This is a genomic window from Brucella sp. LJL56 (assembly GCF_054871705.1).
In genome coordinates this window covers 33,474-49,317 of sequence record NZ_JBTXLQ010000004.1, presented here as the reverse complement: position 1 = coordinate 49,317, position 15,844 = coordinate 33,474, and the positions used below count along the sequence as shown (strand labels likewise).

Below are 15,844 nucleotides of genomic sequence, written 5' to 3'. Positions count from 1 at the left end.
TCGCGGTTGCAAATTGCGGTTTCGGGGCTTCCGGTGCTGATTTACCCTTAAGGCAGCCTTAAGTACATTCGCCTGCGGTTCCTGCGGGCGGCTATTTTCGCGAGCCCATGATTATTGCTTCAAATACGCTGAACCCGATCACTTTCTATAGCTGCGCTTGCATCGGAACTGAGACGGCCCTATTTCAAATCTATGTTTTCAACAGGTCTCACCTGGAAATAAGGAATGATTGCCATGACCAGCGGACAGAACCGGGTTCTCGATGAACTCGCCAAGCTTGTGACGGATGCGGCGGGCGCTGCGCAAGGCGTGCGCCGTGAAGTGGAAACGGCGTTGCGTTCGCAAGGAGAACGCGTGCTGAACACGCTCGACGTGGTGCAGCGCGAAGACTTCGAGGCCGTTCGTGAAATGGCGATCAAGGCTCGGGCGGAAAACAGCGCGTTGCTGGCAAGAATCGAAGCTCTCGAAGCACGTCTTGCCAAATTCGAAGTTGATTCTGATGCCAAAGCGGCGAAATCAGCTTCATCTTCGGCGAAATCCAAAAATAATCCCTGAATATTTATTAACAGGCCGCAAGTGGCAAAAACCCTTGTCTTAGAGTCGCTTAAGGCAAGGGCTGCGGTCAGCGCCCCTTATATTTCCACATGCTTTCATGGCTCTTTTCTCAAAAGGGGCTGGCGTTCAGATTCAGCATCAATAGACTGAAAACACTACATGATTCGTAACGTGGTCATGTAGGCGGCGGCGAGGGGCTCAGTGTCAGGTTTCGCGTCTTTCAGGCTGCTTTCCAGTATCAGTTGCGTATGTGCGTGTGCCATTGGGGCGCTTGCATGCCGTTGTGCATGCCGGTTCCTCAACCGATCAATTCGTGCCTGTTTTCCTGCGCCTGTTCTTGCGCGGTGGCCGGCACGGGCGAGCAATGACTTGCGCGCCGGGAATTAGGAAGCATCTGGGGGCAGGTGTTTCGCAGAACAGGAAACGGACATGAGCCTTCTTGAGCTTGAATTCGCACGCGAAGCGCACCCGGTGGATGTGATCGAGCATGTTGCGAATTCAAACGACTGGACGTTCGAGCGGACTGGCGACGACGAAATCGCAATCTCGGTTGCGGGCAACTGGACTGACTATCACATCTCGTTTTCCTGGATGGAGGATTTCGAGGCACTGCATCTGGCCTGCGCATTCGACATCAAGGTGGCCGAGCCACGCGTCAATGAAGTGATGCGCCTGCTGTCGCTCATCAATGAAAAGCTTTTGATGGGCCATTTCGACCTCTGGCAGCAGGAAGGTGCGATCATGTATCGCCAGTCGCTGCTGCTGGCGGGCGGTGCGGAACCGACGAGCCGTCAGGTGGAAGTGCTGCTGTCGGCTGCGCTGGAAGCGTGCGAAGCCTATTTCCAGGCGTTCCAGTTTGTAGTCTGGTCGGGCGTCACGGCACGCGAGGCGCTGGAAAGCGTCGTGTTCGAGACCGTCGGTCGCGCGTGAGCGTGAATATTATCTGAATTTTGGCCCGGCGCTCGCGCCGGGTTTTCTGCGAGGCCGGGAATGAGGGCCGGGGAGTGAGAAAATGAGCGAAGCAACCACCATCACCTGGGCAGATTTCGAAAAGGTCGATATCCGCAGCGGAACCATCGTGGAAGCCGTGCCATTTCCCGAAGCGCGCAAGCCAGCCTTCAAGCTGAAGATCGATTTCGGTGAAAAGATCGGCATCAAGAAATCGTCAGCCCAGATCACCAAGCACTACACGCCGGAGCAACTCATCGGCAAACAGATCATGGCCGTGGTGAATTTCCCGCCACGCCAGATCGGCCCCTTTATGTCGGAAGTGCTGACGCTTGGAATGCCGGATGAAGACGGCGAAGTGGTTCTCGCGGGAATAGACAAGCCGGTGCCAAACGGTGGCAAGCTTTACTAAGGGTATCATGATTTCCCGTTGAGCAACCGCGCTCCCCCTCATCCTGATGAGGCCCCTGAGCTTGCGAAGGAACCGTCTCGAAGTGCATTTCACTTAGACGAGCATCAGAATGCTTCACGCCGGAATATGAATGGTGGCGCGCAGCCCGCCCGTCGGGGCGTCTTCCAGCGTAATGTCGCCACCGTGGCTGCGTGCAATATCGCGTGCAATGGCAAGCCCCAGCCCGCCGGTGCCGCCTGAATCCTGCGTACGTGCTTCATCCAGCCGGACGAAAGGCTTGAAGACATCTTCGCGACGGTCTTCCGGAATGCCGGGCCCGTCATCGTCCACGACGACCTTCAGCCAGCCATCCTCATGCGAAATCGAAAGCTCGACATTCTGTGCGTGACGGAAGGCATTCGACACGAGATTGCTGACCAGACGCGAGAAGGCGTTCGGACGCACATGAATCTCGCTGTCGCCTTCGATATGATACTTGAAGCCGCGTTCGCGCAGGCGTGCCTCATGCTCCAGTTTTTCGCAAAGCTTCGTGACGTCGTAGCTTGCCGTTTCCTCGGAGCCTTCGCCGCGCGCAAAGGCGAGATAGCCTTCAAGCATGGTCTGCATGTCGGCGATGTCCTGATTGAGCGGCTCGGTGTCGATCGAATGGCCAGTCAGTGCAAGCTGCAGCTTGAAGCGGGTCAGGATGGTGCGCAGATCGTGGCTGACGCCGGAAAGCATGGCAGTGCGCTGCTCGATCTGGCGCTCGATGCGCGAGCGCATCTGAACGAAGGCAATGCCTGCACGGCGCACTTCCTCGGCCCCGCGCGGATGAAAACCTTCCGGCATGGGGCGTCCCTTGCCGAAACTCTCCGCCGCTTCGGCAAGCTGCTGGATCGGCTTGATCTGGTTGCGCAGGAAGGCGATGGCGATAATCAGCAGAACAAGCGCGGTGCCGACCATCCATGTCAGGAAGATGCCCGTATTGGACGCATAGGCCTGACTGCGCCGGGCAAAGACGCGCAACACCTTGTCCTCAAGCTTGATCCTGATTTCGATCAGATCGGAATCGCCAACAGTATCCACCCAGAAGGGACGATTGATCTGACGGGTAATCTCTTCACTGAGGAAGTAATCGAGGATGGCGAAAAAGGGCTTCGGCCCGGGCGGCGGCAGCGGATCGGGCGGCAGGATCGAAATGTTCAGCGCCAGCCGCTGCTGCGCGATGCGGATGAGATTGTCGTAGCCCGGTTCCTGCGGATAGGTTTCAAGAATGTCGATGATACCCGCAATATCGCGCACAACGGCGGTCGATAGTCGTTCAGTCACCATCTGCCAGTGACGTTCCATGAACACATAGGCGATCACGGACTGGAGCAGAACCATCGGGGCAATGATGATGATGAGCGACCGCGCATAAAGCCCTTTCGGCATGATGCGCGCCAACCAGCGGGAGAATTTTCTCAAGGGCGATTTCATCGTGTTAAAACGTCCCCAGGGCCGCACGGTTGCGCTTTCCATGAACAACATTGCGACTGTAGCTTTTGTACACGTCGCCCTGCGTTTTGGGAAAACACCATTTTCTGATCGCGATATTCCTGATTGCCGATGGTTGCTATTCGATGCTGAGCTTGTAGCCGATACCGCGCACGGTCTGGAGCCAGACCGGATTGGCCGGGTCCTGCTCGATCTTGCGGCGCAGGCGATTGATCTGGACGTCGATCGTGCGTTCGCCGACATCGCCGTCCTGACCGGTCAGCTCATGGCGGGGGATGGTTTCACCGGCACGCTCGGCGAAGATCGCCATGATGTCCTGTTCACGGTCGGTCAGCTTGATCGTTTCAGTGCCTTTCTTCAGCTCGCGGCGCGGGATGAAGAATGTATAGGGACCGAAGACGATCTGCTCGATCTTTGGTTGTGCAGGCGGCGCGCCGCGACGCAGAATGTTATTGATGCGCAGCGTCAGCTCGCGGGGATCGAACGGCTTGGGCAGATAATCGTCTGCACCGGCAGACAGACCGTCAATGCGGCTGTCGGTTTCCGACAGGGCCGTGAGCATCAGGATGGGGACGTTCTTTTGCTCGCGCAGCGAACGCGTCAGCGAAACGCCGGTTTCGCCCGGCATCATGACGTCGAGGATCAAAAGGTCGAAGTCGATGCCTTCCAGCTTGCGGCGCGCTTCGGCAGCACTTCCAGCCATGGTGACACGGAATCCGCTATTGGTCAGATATTGCGAGAGAAGGCTGCGGATACGCGTGTCATCGTCAACAACGAGGAGATGCGGCGCGTCGTCCGAGAGCGTCTTTTCTTCTTCTGCAGCCATGGCGTCTTTCGATCCCATTCCGTTCCAATTCGACTATGACGCAAGATGCGTCGCACGGCATATTACTCACTGGAATGCGGCACGTCCATTCACTGCCTGCACGGAAGCGTTTTTATACAAGCACTTACTGCTACTTTACGTAACACTTCCTCTCAACCTTGCCGGGCAGAGCTGTCTTCTGCGGAAAACTCGTCGATTTGCGTCCGCCGTTCGGGATTGACCATATTATAGAGGAAGCGTTCGATTACCTGGCGGTCCTGCGGTACGCAGTCTTCCAGTGCACGTGCGATGCGCCGCGACTGTGGAAGGGCCAGCGCTAGCGTGAGCTGGCGACCGCTCTTGGTCGGATAGAGCTTGCGGTGGCGGCGGTCATGCAGGCCGGTGGCCTGAACCACATGGCCGGTATCGATCAGTTGTTTGAGCACGCGCGACAGGCTCTGCTTGGTGATCCGCAAAACCTCCAGCAGTTCCGCAACGGTCATGCCGGGTTTCCGGTTGATGAAGTAGAGAACTCGGTGATGTGCCCGCCCGAATCCGATCTTTTCCAGAATAAGATCAGGGTCGGCGGTAAAATCGCGATAGGAAAAAAACAGAAGTTCGATCACGTTGAGATCGGCCGCCTCCTCAGCCGTCAACGGATTGCTTATATAATTCATATCGTTCGTCGAATTCACATCTGTGCTCCGTTCTGTCGCGTTAAATATGTCAGCATTATTGACATAATTCAATCGCCCAGATAATTTTCGATAAGCGTAGGCTGGCTTTTTTGGAATAATGTTCGCGCTGACGCATGCAAGGAGGAGGAATAATTGCGCTGACTGGCTTTCCGTCACCGTCCAAAAGATGGATGATGAGAATGGTTGCCGCAATATTCTATCCCGGTGGAGGATTTATTTTCTTTCCATGCATGCTCCGCCTGGGATTCGCGCAATATGTTTGCGTGACCTCAGAGCATTTCGAACAAAAAGGCCAGCAATTACGCAGAAAAAGGTGGCCGTCTCACCAGTTATATCGATTTAATTGGGGAAGACAGGTTGCGGAAAAGGTTGCCCGACCGGAAATCGGTTTCGAGACAGCGCCGCGAAATATTCAGGAGCAAGAAAATGGCTGCGATTCCATTCGATCAACGGGACGGATTTATCTGGCTGGACGGAGAATTCGTCGACTGGAAAGATGCAAAGATTCATGTGCTGACCCATGGCCTGCATTATGCGAGTGCCGTGTTTGAAGGCGAGCGCGCCTATGGCGGCGAGATATTCAAGCTTAATGAGCATACCGAACGCTTGCACGAATCTGCGCGCATTCTCGGCTTCGAGATTCCTTTCAGCGTTGCAGAAATCAATGATGCTTGCCGTGAACTTCTCAAGAAGCAGGGTTTTGAAGACGCCTATGTGCGTCCGATTGCCTGGCGCGGTTCGGAATCGCTTGGCGTTTCGGCGCAGAACAACCGCATTCATCTTGCAGTCGCCATCTGGCAGTGGCCGAGCTATTTCTCGCCTGAAGAAAAAATGAAGGGCATCCGGCTTGATATTGCCGAATATTGCCGCCCGGACCCGCGTACCGCGCCTTCGCGTTCAAAGGCTGCCGGTCTCTATATGATCTGCACGATCTCCAAACATGCCGCCGAAGCCAAGGGCTATGCCGATGCGTTGATGCTCGACTGGCGCGGACAGGTTGCCGAAGCAACCGGCGCTAACGTCTTCTTCGTGAAGGATGGAGCGCTGCATACGCCGAAGCCTGACTGTTTCCTTGACGGTATTACGCGCCGCACGATCATTGATCTTGCCAAGCGTCGCGGTATCGAAGTCATCGAGCGGGCAATCATGCCGGAAGAACTTGCCGGTTTCTCTGAATGCTTCCTGTGCGGAACAGCAGCGGAAGTGACGCCGGTGTCCGAGATCGGTCAATACCGTTTCAAGCCTTCCGAAATTACAAATGTTCTAATGAATGACTATTCTGCAGAAGTTCAGCCAAAGCGAGTGGCAGCAGAGTAACTGAGTTTTAAACAGAAAAAGAGCGGCCTTCGGGCCGCTTTTTAATTATGTCGTCGCTTATTGTTTGACATTGGGCAGTTTCAGTCCAAGATTTTTTGGACCGGACTCGCACTATTCCGGTTTAAAACTCAGATGGGGTGACGATTATGGAATCTCTACTACCTATCATTCTCCAGCTTGTCGCTGGCGCGGTTGGTGGCAACATCGCCGGTGCCGTGAAGAACATCAGTCTAGGTACCACGGGTAACACGGTAGCTGGTGGCATCGGTGGTGTCATCCTCGGTCAGCTCCTTCCGATGCTGTCCGGCGGGGGCCTGGATTCGGTGCTCAATGGCGTTGTCGGTCAGTTGGCGGGCGGCGGTGTTGGCGGTATCGTGCTGACGGCTATTGTCGGCCTGATCAAGAACTCGATGGCCGCCAAGGCCTGATGCATTTGGGGCGCAGCCCTTTATGATGCAGTGCCCCCTGTGGAGGCGAGAAGCCTTCAGCCCGGAAAGCGAACCCGCTTTTCGGAATAAGCTTTGATTGGAGCGCATTTCGATCGGATTGAAAGTGCTCTATTCATTAGTCTTACGCATGTCTCCCGAAGCTGGTTCCCATTTTCGGGAGACATGCTCTGATTGCCTGATTGTGGGGACGATCGGCAAGACGAACTGTCGGAGAGGGAAAAACGGACGGCTATTCGCCGTCCGTTTTTATTTTACAAAGCCTTCACGCGGCCACGGCTGACCATTATGTGTGAACAGGAAAACCGCATATCGAGTGGAGTAAAGAACATGGGGCAATTGCAGGCCATTATCGTTCCCGTCACGCCTTTTCAGCAGAATTGCACCATTCTGTTTGACAGCGAGACCAAGAAGGGGGTCGTGATCGATCCGGGCGGCGATCTTGATCGCATCCGGGAGGCAATTGAATCTCAAGGGATCGATGTCGAGGCCATCTGGATCACGCATGGCCATATTGATCATGCTGCGGCTGCTCTTGATCTCAAGGAAGCCCTGAATGTGGACATTATCGGCCCGCACAAGGACGATAAATTCCTGCTCGATAATCTGGAAACGACCGGCCTGAAATATGGCATCACTGAAGGCGCGCGCAATGTCACGCCGGATCGCTGGCTCGACGAGGGCGACAAGGTTTCCGTCGCCGGTCACGAGTTCGATGTCTTCCATACGCCGGGCCATGCACCGGGACATGTCGTTTTCTTCAGCCCGGAAGCCCGGTTTGCCATTGTCGGTGACGTGCTTTTCAACGGCTCGGTCGGACGTACCGATCTGCCTGGCGGTGATCACGCGGCGCTGATTCGCTCCATCAAGGAAAAGCTGCTGCCACTCGGCGACGATATCGGCTTCATTTGCGGGCACGGTCCCGGCAGCCGGTTCGGCGATGAGCGGCGTTCCAATCCGTTTTTGAACGACATCGGATATGCATAAATAAAAAAGCCGCCTTTAAAGGCGGCTTTTCCTATTAAACTCCGGCTTTAGTTGGCGGAGCAGAAGTGATCGCGTCCGTCGTAACCGCGATAGGTGCCGGTATTCGGATTGAACGACCGATAACGATCGGAGCAATACTGATACCAGCCGCGGCTCCATGGCTCATAGCTTGAGCGATAATAAGTCGCCTGACGAGCCGGGGCTGCCGGGTAATAAGCAGGCGGCGGTGGAGGCGGTGCATAAACCGGGGCAGGCTGCACATAGGTCGGCTGCGGCTGGCTCAGCGCGCTGCCGATGAGGGCGCCTGCTGCCAGGCCGATCACACCTGCGGCGACAGCGTCGCCATTGTTGTGATGCCGACCACGATAATAGGGACGGTCCCAGCCGCCGCGATCCCAACCATGACGACCCCAGGAATCTGCCGATGCTGTTGCGAGCGGTGCGGCAACTGCCGCGAGGGACGCCGCTGCCAGGATGGCTGTTTTCGCAAATCGGTTCATTGTTCGCTCCTTCAGAAGCTCGACTGTAATTTCTCCGATACGCTCGCCGAACAGGCACGCACGTATCGTTTATGAATAACTGATTAACTCTTTCGACATGAATGGAGGCTGAACAATGGTGAAGGGCGATGAAAAGCTGTTCGTTTCCGGTCAATTACATGCAGCATCTGTAATATTTCGCGCCTGAACTGCCGGCCGCTTATCGGCGACGAAGGGCAATAAAAAACCCCGGCAGAAGCCGGGGTAAAAGGTAGGTTCTTTTATGAACGATCAACCGGTAACGGTGATGTTCACGGCCTTGGGGCCTTTGCCGCGACGATCCGGTTCCGTCTCGTAGGAAACCTTCTGATTGTCTGCGAGGCCAGTGAGGCCAGAAGCCTGTACGGCTGAGATATGTACGAAGATGTCAGCGCCACCGTCGTCCGGCTTGATAAAACCGAAGCCTTTTTCGGTATTGAAGAATTTGACCAGTCCGGTCTGTGCCATTGGATCCGTTCCTTTTCCTTGGCGCCACTGCTCTTGTGGGAGACAGTGGTATTACAAATTCTGCCAAGCGCACCACACACCCGGCAGAGGGTTATGCAGGCAGTTCTCGACATTGGGAAGGAACCGATCATTGCCGAAGGGGAGCCTTCGACCCGGAACTTATAGCGGCCCCGGCACGCCGTTCTTCCAGTCTTCCATTTGTTCGCTAAGTGCCCGAACAGGTGGAGACTGATCTATGATGCGGTATTTGGCAAGCAAATTCTTTGGGGGGTACATGATTGGTTATCTTTGAACCGGTATCGTCTGGATTTTTTACGATTGTTTCAAGAAAATCGTATAGCTGTTTCCAAAATAGAACAGGCTATCCCTAATATATCGCGGATATATTGGGAAATTTTTGGGTTTTCTCATCGATTGCGCGAAACTATGCATGCGCCACCGGCGGCGCGCAGCTTCGCGCAAATACCGTCGGCTTCACCACGGCTGTCTGCCCCGATGCGTACTGCATATATACCACGGCGACCGATCGGTGTCCGAATCCGGCTGATGACGGGATCGTGGCCGGCAAGCACGGCACTGAACTGCTTGCGCAGACGCGCCCATTGATTGACGGCCGCACTGCGGCGGAAATTGCCTGCGACCTGTATGCCCCACGGCTTGGGTTTCACACGTGACATTGGAATGGTGGCGCTGCGGATGATGGGCAGGCGCTTGCAAGCCGCATTGAATGCAAGCTTTGGATCCAGCGGACGGTTCACGATCTCCTTGCCTGCCGCAAAGTCGTCGGCGGGGGCGCCGGTAATGTCCAGCACGTAATTTTCTGTTTCGAGGGGCAGAAAACCGCCGGACCGTATCCAGTTGGAAACACGCCCGGCCCCTGCATTATAGGCGGCGGCTGCGAGGCCCCAATTGCCGAAGGCACCTTTCAGATCCCGCAGGAAACTCGCCGATGCGGGGATAGCCTGCTCGATGTCGAAGGGATCGGCAAGGCCGCGTTCCTTTGCCGTGTAGGGCATAAATTGCGCGATACCCTCAGCGCCCACAGGGCTGACGGCATTGTGGTCGAAACGGCTTTCCTTCCAGATCAGCCGGGCGAAGAAATCGCGCGGAATGCCATGGGCATCGGCATTGGCGCCAATGAGCTGGCAAATGCGACCGACAGTCGGCGTTTTCTTCTCCGGCGGTAACGGTGGCGCATAGACCGGTGGGTTCGGTTCGCTCGCTGCGTAAGGTGAAGCGACGCCGAAAGGCAGGCTGAAAAGCTGCGAAGCCAAGATAATCGCTATGCTGCGCCGGTAACGATTCATGCTGCCTGTTCCGCCCCTCAACCTCGGCCAAGGTAACCTATATCGGCAGGTTGTCGATATGGTCTGCAAGGTTTTGCACTTTTGCGAAAAGACTTGCTCTTATCGAAGGTTGCGCCATCTTAGCCTTCGGGACAAAAGGAGAGGAAAATGCAATTTCATCGACTCAGACAATTGGCTGTGCTTGCGGGCGCGCTGCTTCTCGCCGGTTGCGTGGCCGAAGGCGGGCCGGATTATCGCCCACCGATGCGCCCCGGACCGTCACAGCCGCAAATCTGTCCCATGAATTATGCGCCAGTTTGCGCCACGCGCGGCTCTTCACGCAAAACCTTTGGCAATTCATGTCAGGCAAGAGCGGAGGGCTATCGCATCATCGCAAATGGCCAATGCTCGTCAAGGCCGGGCCCGGGATGGGGCGGCGCAGGCGGAATGCATCCGCCGCATCAGGGCAACAGGCCGGGCAGGCCCGGAGTCGGTGCGTGTACACGGGAATACAGGCCGGTCTGCGCAATACGCGGCAACGACCGCCGCACTTTCCCCAATCGTTGCGAAGCCGACCGCGCGGGTTATCGCATCATGAATGGCGGGCAGTGCCGGTAAAGGTGGCTCACATGAAAGGGCGGCAATTGCCGCCTTTTTTTAGACCGCATCCTGAACGGATGATGGTTCTCTCACCGGTTTGCCAAAGCGGTCGATATTGGCGTCACCCCATTCTTTCAATGCAAGCAAAATGGGCTCGATGCTGCGGCCCAACGGGGAAAGACTGTATTCCACCTTTGGCGGCACCTGTGCATAGACTTTGCGCTCGATGAGGCCATCGTCTTCAAGCTCTCGAAGCTGGTTGGTCAACATGCGCTGCGTGACGCCGGGTATCTGCCGCCTGATTTCATTGAACCGAAGCGTACCGTCCATGAGGTGAAAAAGAACCACGCTTTTCCATTTTCCGTCGATCAGACTGATGGCCGCTTCAACCGCACAACCGGGGCTACAGTCGAAACGCGAATGCTTGGCCTTGGTCACATTGGTATCCTTCGTATACTAAGTACAAATATAGACACTATGGGCGATATTTGTGCGTATTTATGTAAATCGATGGTAGTCTAATATTTGGTCCATAGCAAATGGAGCAAAGACAATGAAAGCTGTTGCCTATCAGAAGGCCGGTAAACTGGAGTGTGTGGATTCGCTCGTCGATGTGACACTGGACAAGCCGGCTGCAACTGGGCGCGATCTGCTTGTTCAGGTAGAGGCAGTTTCAGTAAATCCGGTTGATTATAAAATCCGTAACGGCGTTTCGCCCGAGGCTGGCCAATGGAAAGTGCTTGGCTGGGATGCGGTTGGCACCGTCGTGGAGACCGGCGATCAGGTGCGGGGTTTCAAGTCCGGCGACAGGGTCTGGTATGCAGGTTCGCTGGTTCGTCCGGGTGCCAACTGCGAGTTTCATCTTGTCGATGAACGCATCGTTGGGCACAAGCCAGCATCGCTCGCCAATAGCGAAGCTGCGGCCTTGCCGCTAACGTCGATTACCGCATGGGAAATGCTGTTCGACAGACTGGATGTGCGCAAACCTGTCGCCGGTGCGGCTAATGCCATTCTTATTATTGGCGGGGCCGGTGGTGTCGGCTCGATCGCGATCCAGTTAGCACGCGCATTGACCGATCTGACGGTGATAGCGACGGCTTCGCGACCGGAAACGCAGGAATGGGTCAAGCAGCTCGGAGCGCATCATGTCATTGACCACAGCAAGCCGCTGGCCGAACAGGTTGAAGCTTTGGGGATCGGTGCACCGGCCTTCGTCTTTTCGACGACGCAGACACTGGATCACCTTTCCGAAATCGTTGGTCTCATTGCGCCGCAGGGTCGGTTCGGGCTGATCGATGATCCGGACAAGCTTGACATCATGCCGTTCAAGCGCAAGTCGGTGTCGGTGCACTGGGAACTGATGTTCACGCGCCCGATTTATCAGACCGCAGATATGGGTGAGCAGGGCAGGCTGTTGAACGAAGTCGCGCGACTGGTTGATGAAGGCAAGGTCAAGACAACGCTGACGGAGGCTCTTTCACCGATCAATGCCGCCAATCTCAAGGCAGCTCATGGTGTGCTTGAAAGCGGCAAGGCGAAGGGCAAAATCGTGTTGGAAGGCTGGTAAGCCCTCCAACACATAATCACTGCGCCCCAATCACCGTCCCGGACGGCCTGTCTTGCCGGGGCGGCGCTTCTTGCGTGCCGTTTCGGCCGGGTCTTCGTAAGACCCGATGCCAGCGCGCTCACGACGGATCGCCGCGTCATTTCCGCCAGCAGGCACTTCCGTCCGCTTGACCGTCATCTCGTCCAGCGTGTTCTTGCGGAACAGCGGTTTCGCCATGTCGGTGCCCGGTCCCATATCGTCGAGCGACGGCTTCTGGAACAGAGATGGCTTACCGGCCGGACGTGTCGTGTCGGCACCCATTTCATCCAGTGTCGGCTTGCGGAAACGGGATTTGCCAGTGGGTTTGCCCTTGTTGCGTCCCGCACCCGCATCGCCCGCTTCGAATTCGCGTGCCAGCGGATCATCGGCAATAGCCAGCTCCGTCTCGCGCAGGCGCTTGATTTCGTCGCGCAGGCGCGCGGCCTTTTCGAAGTCGAGATCGGCAGCGGCGTCGCGCATCTGCTTTTCCAGATGCTCCAGATGGGCGGCAAGATTGTTGCCCATCATCGCGCCTTCTTCCGCGAAGCCCGAAATATCCGCGCGGACATGATCGCGCTCGTAAACCGAGCCGAGAATATCCGAGATATTCTTCTTCACCGAGGCAGGCGTAATGCCGTGCTCTTCATTGTAGGCAACCTGCTTCTCACGGCGGCGGCTGGTTTCGTCCATCGCGCGCTGCATCGAGCCGGTAATATTGTCGGCGTAGAGAATGACCTTGCCGTCGACGTTACGCGCTGCACGGCCAATTGTCTGGACCAGTGAGGTTTCCGAACGCAGGAAACCTTCCTTGTCGGCGTCGAGAATGGCGACGAAGCCGCATTCGGGAATGTCGAGACCTTCGCGCAGCAGGTTGATGCCGACCAGCACGTCGAAAGCGCCGAGGCGCAGATCGCGGATGATTTCGATGCGCTCCAGCGTGTCGATGTCGGAATGCATGTAACGCACACGCACGCCCTGTTCATGCAGATATTCGGTCAGGTCTTCGGCCATGCGCTTGGTCAGCACCGTGACCAGTGTACGATAGCCTTTTTGCGCCGTTTCGCGAATTTCGCCGAGCACATCATCAACCTGCGACTTGGCAGGACGGATTTCGACGGGCGGATCGATCAGCCCGGTCGGACGGATGACCTGTTCTGCGAACACGCCGCCCGCTTCCTCCATTTCCCAACCGCCCGGCGTCGCCGAAACGGCGATGGTCTGCGGGCGCATGGCGTCCCATTCCTCGAAACGAAGCGGGCGATTGTCCATGCAGGACGGAAGGCGGAAGCCATATTCGGCAAGTGTTGCCTTGCGGCGGAAGTCGCCGCGATACATGCCGCCGATCTGCGGAACCGTGACGTGGCTTTCATCGATGAAAACCAGCGCGTTGTCGGGAATATATTCGAACAGCGTTGGCGGCGGCTCACCGGGGTTGCGGCCGGTCAGATAGCGCGAATAGTTTTCGATGCCTGCGCAGGAACCGGTTGCTTCCAGCATTTCCAGATCGAAGGTCGTGCGCTGGTCGAGGCGCTGGGCTTCCAGCAGGCGACCGGCCCGATTCAGTTCGTCGAGGCGATGCTTCAGCTCTTCCTTGATCGACTTCATCGCCTGATTGAGAGTCGGGCGCGGCGTCACATAGTGCGAATTCGCGTAGATCTTGACCGATTTCAGCTCGCCTGTTTTCTGGCCGGTCAGCGGGTCGAATTCGGTGATGGTTTCAATCTCGTCTCCGAAAAGGGAAATGCGCCAGGCGCGATCTTCCAAGTGGGCCGGGAAGATTTCGATCGTATCGCCGCGCACACGGAACGAGCCGCGCACGAAATTAATGTCCTGCCGCTTATATTGCTGTGCCACGAGATCAGCGAGCAATTGGCGCTGGTCGAGCCGGTCGCCGATCTTCATTTCGAAGGTCATGGCCGTATAGGTTTCGACCGAACCGATACCGTAGATGCACGAGACCGAAGCGACGATGATCACATCGTCGCGTTCGAGCAGCGAGCGCGTGGCCGAGTGGCGCATACGGTCGATCTGTTCGTTGATGGACGATTCCTTCTCGATATAAGTGTCCGAGCGGGGCACATAGGCTTCCGGCTGGTAATAATCGTAGTAGGAAACGAAATATTCGACGGCGTTGTTCGGAAAGAAGTTCTTGAACTCGCCGTAAAGCTGCGCGGCCAGCGTCTTGTTCGGCGCGAGGATCAGGGCAGGGCGCTGCGTCCGCTGGATGACCTGCGCCATGGTGAAGGTCTTGCCCGAACCGGTGACGCCGAGCAGAACCTGCGTGCGGTCGTCATTCTCCAGCCCTTCCATCAGATCGCGAATAGCCGTCGGCTGATCGCCGGACGGTTCGAAACTGGTTTCCATCTCGATGGCGATGCCACCTTCGGATTTTTCCGGGCGGGACGGGCGGTGAGGCGTCCAGAGTTCGCCATTCTTGAACAGCGGATTGCCGGAAGCAATCAGGTCCGACAGGGCCTGAACCGTCGCCGTCGCACCGGAAGGATTGAGCCCGGCAGCGTCTTCCAGACTGATATCGAGGCCGGCAACCGGATTGAGGCCAGCCGCCGCACGTTCCTTGGCGGAAGCGGCGCCGCCCATCGACGTGCCGCGACCCGTGCGCGACGCTTCCTTGCTGCGCTCGGGAATCTTCTTTGGTTGCTTCGGGCTTTTCGCGCTCGCGCCGCTGCCGCGCGGCTTCGCGGCCTCGTCGCCAATCTCCTTCGCCCAATCGGCGATAGAACCGGACAGGGGGGAACCGGATAGCGGCGCACCCGAAAACTCGGCCTGTGGCGCTTCACCGAAGCCGCCAGCCTTGTTGTGCGAATCCTGGGAGTGTTTGTCTTTTGAGGAAGCCATGTCCTCAATATGGAATTTCAGCGTTCAAATGAAAAGAGTGTGAAGGAGAAATCCTCCGCACCCGTCTTCTATCCGGCGATGCTCCTGACAGAAGGCTGTCAGGAGGCGGGGTAATTCCGGCGCGCTTTACAGCCGTCCGCCGGGACGCATACGAGGGCCCGGACCAAAGCCATGACCGAAGCCGGGATGATATCCCGGATTGTCCCGCCAGCCGGGACGGTCCGTCCAATGCGGACGTGGCGGTCCCCAGTTCGACTGGCAGTTGCGTCCGATGCAGCCATTATAGACATTGCCGCCGCCACCCCAGCCGCGATAAGGGCCAGGACCCCAGCCGGGACCGCTATTGGCGATAGCCGAGCCGATGACCATGCCTGCGATGAGCGGTATGCCGACAGCGGCGGCAGTCGATCCGAAATTGTCGTTTGTCGTGTAGCCGTTGCCCGTCTGAATGGCGATGTAGCTGGATGCAGCCCATCCGGTCATGTCGCCATAGGTGACCTGGCACCAGCCATAACCGCTGGTGCAGCCGCCCACAGCAATGCCAACGCCGTTCGGTATCGATCCGATGGTGCCATACTGGGTGCCGGGGCCGACGCGCAGATTAATTGTCGATGTTACGATTGCCGATGATGCATAAGCATTTGTTGAAACAAGAAGCGCTAATGTAACTATGGAAGATTTTACCGATAGTTTCATATATTATTCCTCTAATATACTTCTGTTGTTTACTTATAGCATGGGGATTATTATTTACGTGCATCACGATTCTTCGATTTCAATTCATGATTAATGAATATCGACATCCTGAAATCGGGCTGCATTCTAACGGTTTAAGCGCTTTGCGCGGTACTTTTCTTCGCGCCGGGCTTGTCTCATATTAGAGGCCG

17 protein-coding genes are annotated in these 15,844 nt (G+C 56.6%); 8 read left to right on the top strand and 9 right to left on the bottom strand.

Features of this window, described 5'->3' with window-relative positions; all coding sequences use genetic code 11:
- Positions 1-234: 234 nt before the first annotated feature.
- From ACYSN1_RS14580 to ACYSN1_RS14570, 3 genes are all read left to right on the top strand, one after another.
- Positions 235-555 carry an accessory factor UbiK family protein gene (locus ACYSN1_RS14580; protein ID WP_461726343.1) on the top strand — a complete coding sequence of 107 codons (321 nt, stop codon included), beginning with the start codon at positions 235-237 and terminating at the stop codon, positions 553-555.
- Between the two features lie 429 nt (positions 556-984).
- On the top strand, positions 985-1,485 hold the full coding sequence (locus ACYSN1_RS14575; RefSeq protein WP_461726342.1) for a type III secretion system chaperone family protein: 501 nt from the start codon (positions 985-987) through the stop codon (positions 1,483-1,485).
- A gap of 82 nt (positions 1,486-1,567) precedes the next feature.
- On the top strand, positions 1,568-1,915 hold the full coding sequence (locus ACYSN1_RS14570) for a tRNA-binding protein (protein ID WP_461726341.1): 348 nt from the start codon (positions 1,568-1,570) through the stop codon (positions 1,913-1,915).
- Positions 1,916-2,029: 114 nt separating this feature from the next.
- Here the strand turns inward: ACYSN1_RS14570 and ACYSN1_RS14565 are convergent, their stop codons facing one another.
- From ACYSN1_RS14565 to ACYSN1_RS14555, 3 genes are all read right to left on the bottom strand, one after another.
- The gene (locus ACYSN1_RS14565; RefSeq protein ID WP_461726340.1) at positions 2,030-3,373 is read right to left on the bottom strand and encodes an ATP-binding protein; all 1,344 of its coding nucleotides are present in this window, start codon (positions 3,371-3,373) and stop codon (positions 2,030-2,032) included.
- Positions 3,374-3,509: 136 nt separating this feature from the next.
- Positions 3,510-4,217 (bottom strand): response regulator, encoded by a 708-nt coding sequence (locus tag ACYSN1_RS14560; protein WP_461726339.1) that lies wholly within the window; start codon positions 4,215-4,217, stop codon positions 3,510-3,512.
- A 152-nt stretch (positions 4,218-4,369) separates the two neighbouring features.
- Positions 4,370-4,891 (bottom strand): MarR family winged helix-turn-helix transcriptional regulator, encoded by a 522-nt coding sequence (locus ACYSN1_RS14555; protein WP_461726338.1) that lies wholly within the window; start codon positions 4,889-4,891, stop codon positions 4,370-4,372.
- Positions 4,892-5,320: 429 nt separating this feature from the next.
- Between ACYSN1_RS14555 and ACYSN1_RS14550 the strand changes: the two genes are divergently transcribed.
- The 3 genes from ACYSN1_RS14550 to ACYSN1_RS14540 all read left to right on the top strand — a co-directional run bounded on the left by ACYSN1_RS14550 (position 5,321) and on the right by ACYSN1_RS14540 (position 7,644).
- Positions 5,321-6,211 (top strand): branched-chain amino acid aminotransferase, encoded by an 891-nt coding sequence (locus tag ACYSN1_RS14550; protein WP_461726337.1) that lies wholly within the window; start codon positions 5,321-5,323, stop codon positions 6,209-6,211.
- A gap of 146 nt (positions 6,212-6,357) precedes the next feature.
- A complete protein-coding gene (locus ACYSN1_RS14545; protein WP_109987217.1) occupies positions 6,358-6,639 on the top strand; it encodes a hypothetical protein in 282 nt (93 codons plus the stop codon).
- Between the two features lie 348 nt (positions 6,640-6,987).
- A complete protein-coding gene (locus ACYSN1_RS14540) occupies positions 6,988-7,644 on the top strand; it encodes an MBL fold metallo-hydrolase (protein ID WP_461726336.1) in 657 nt (218 codons plus the stop codon).
- A 47-nt stretch (positions 7,645-7,691) separates the two neighbouring features.
- Here the strand turns inward: ACYSN1_RS14540 and ACYSN1_RS14535 are convergent, their stop codons facing one another.
- From ACYSN1_RS14535 to ACYSN1_RS14525, 3 genes are all read right to left on the bottom strand, one after another.
- On the bottom strand, positions 7,692-8,144 hold the full coding sequence (locus ACYSN1_RS14535; RefSeq protein ID WP_461726335.1) for a BA14K family protein: 453 nt from the start codon (positions 8,142-8,144) through the stop codon (positions 7,692-7,694).
- Between the two features lie 270 nt (positions 8,145-8,414).
- Entirely contained in the window at positions 8,415-8,630 is a 216-nt protein-coding gene (locus ACYSN1_RS14530; RefSeq protein WP_010659637.1) for a cold-shock protein, read from the bottom strand.
- A 407-nt stretch (positions 8,631-9,037) separates the two neighbouring features.
- On the bottom strand, positions 9,038-9,937 hold the full coding sequence (locus ACYSN1_RS14525; protein ID WP_461726334.1) for an SPOR domain-containing protein: 900 nt from the start codon (positions 9,935-9,937) through the stop codon (positions 9,038-9,040).
- 147 nt (positions 9,938-10,084) lie between these two features.
- Between ACYSN1_RS14525 and ACYSN1_RS14520 the strand changes: the two genes are divergently transcribed.
- The gene (locus ACYSN1_RS14520; RefSeq protein ID WP_461726333.1) at positions 10,085-10,534 is read left to right on the top strand and encodes a Kazal-type serine protease inhibitor family protein; all 450 of its coding nucleotides are present in this window, start codon (positions 10,085-10,087) and stop codon (positions 10,532-10,534) included.
- A gap of 39 nt (positions 10,535-10,573) precedes the next feature.
- Here the strand turns inward: ACYSN1_RS14520 and ACYSN1_RS14515 are convergent, their stop codons facing one another.
- On the bottom strand, positions 10,574-10,954 hold the full coding sequence (locus tag ACYSN1_RS14515; RefSeq protein ID WP_461726332.1) for a winged helix-turn-helix transcriptional regulator: 381 nt from the start codon (positions 10,952-10,954) through the stop codon (positions 10,574-10,576).
- 115 nt (positions 10,955-11,069) lie between these two features.
- On the opposite strand from ACYSN1_RS14515, the gene ACYSN1_RS14510 reads away from it, so the two are divergent.
- Complete coding sequence (locus ACYSN1_RS14510; protein ID WP_461726331.1) at positions 11,070-12,083, top strand: zinc-binding alcohol dehydrogenase family protein; 1,014 nt, start codon at positions 11,070-11,072, stop codon at positions 12,081-12,083.
- Between the two features lie 30 nt (positions 12,084-12,113).
- Here ACYSN1_RS14510 and uvrB read toward each other — a convergent pair whose 3' ends face one another.
- Together uvrB and ACYSN1_RS14500 are read right to left on the bottom strand one after the other, a co-directional pair.
- Positions 12,114-14,957, bottom strand: a complete 2,844-nt coding sequence (uvrB, locus tag ACYSN1_RS14505) for an excinuclease ABC subunit UvrB (RefSeq protein ID WP_461726330.1) — start codon at positions 14,955-14,957, stop codon at positions 12,114-12,116.
- 126 nt (positions 14,958-15,083) lie between these two features.
- Entirely contained in the window at positions 15,084-15,653 is a 570-nt protein-coding gene (locus ACYSN1_RS14500) for an SH3 domain-containing protein (RefSeq protein ID WP_461726329.1), read from the bottom strand.
- Between the last annotated feature and the right edge of the window lie 191 nt (positions 15,654-15,844).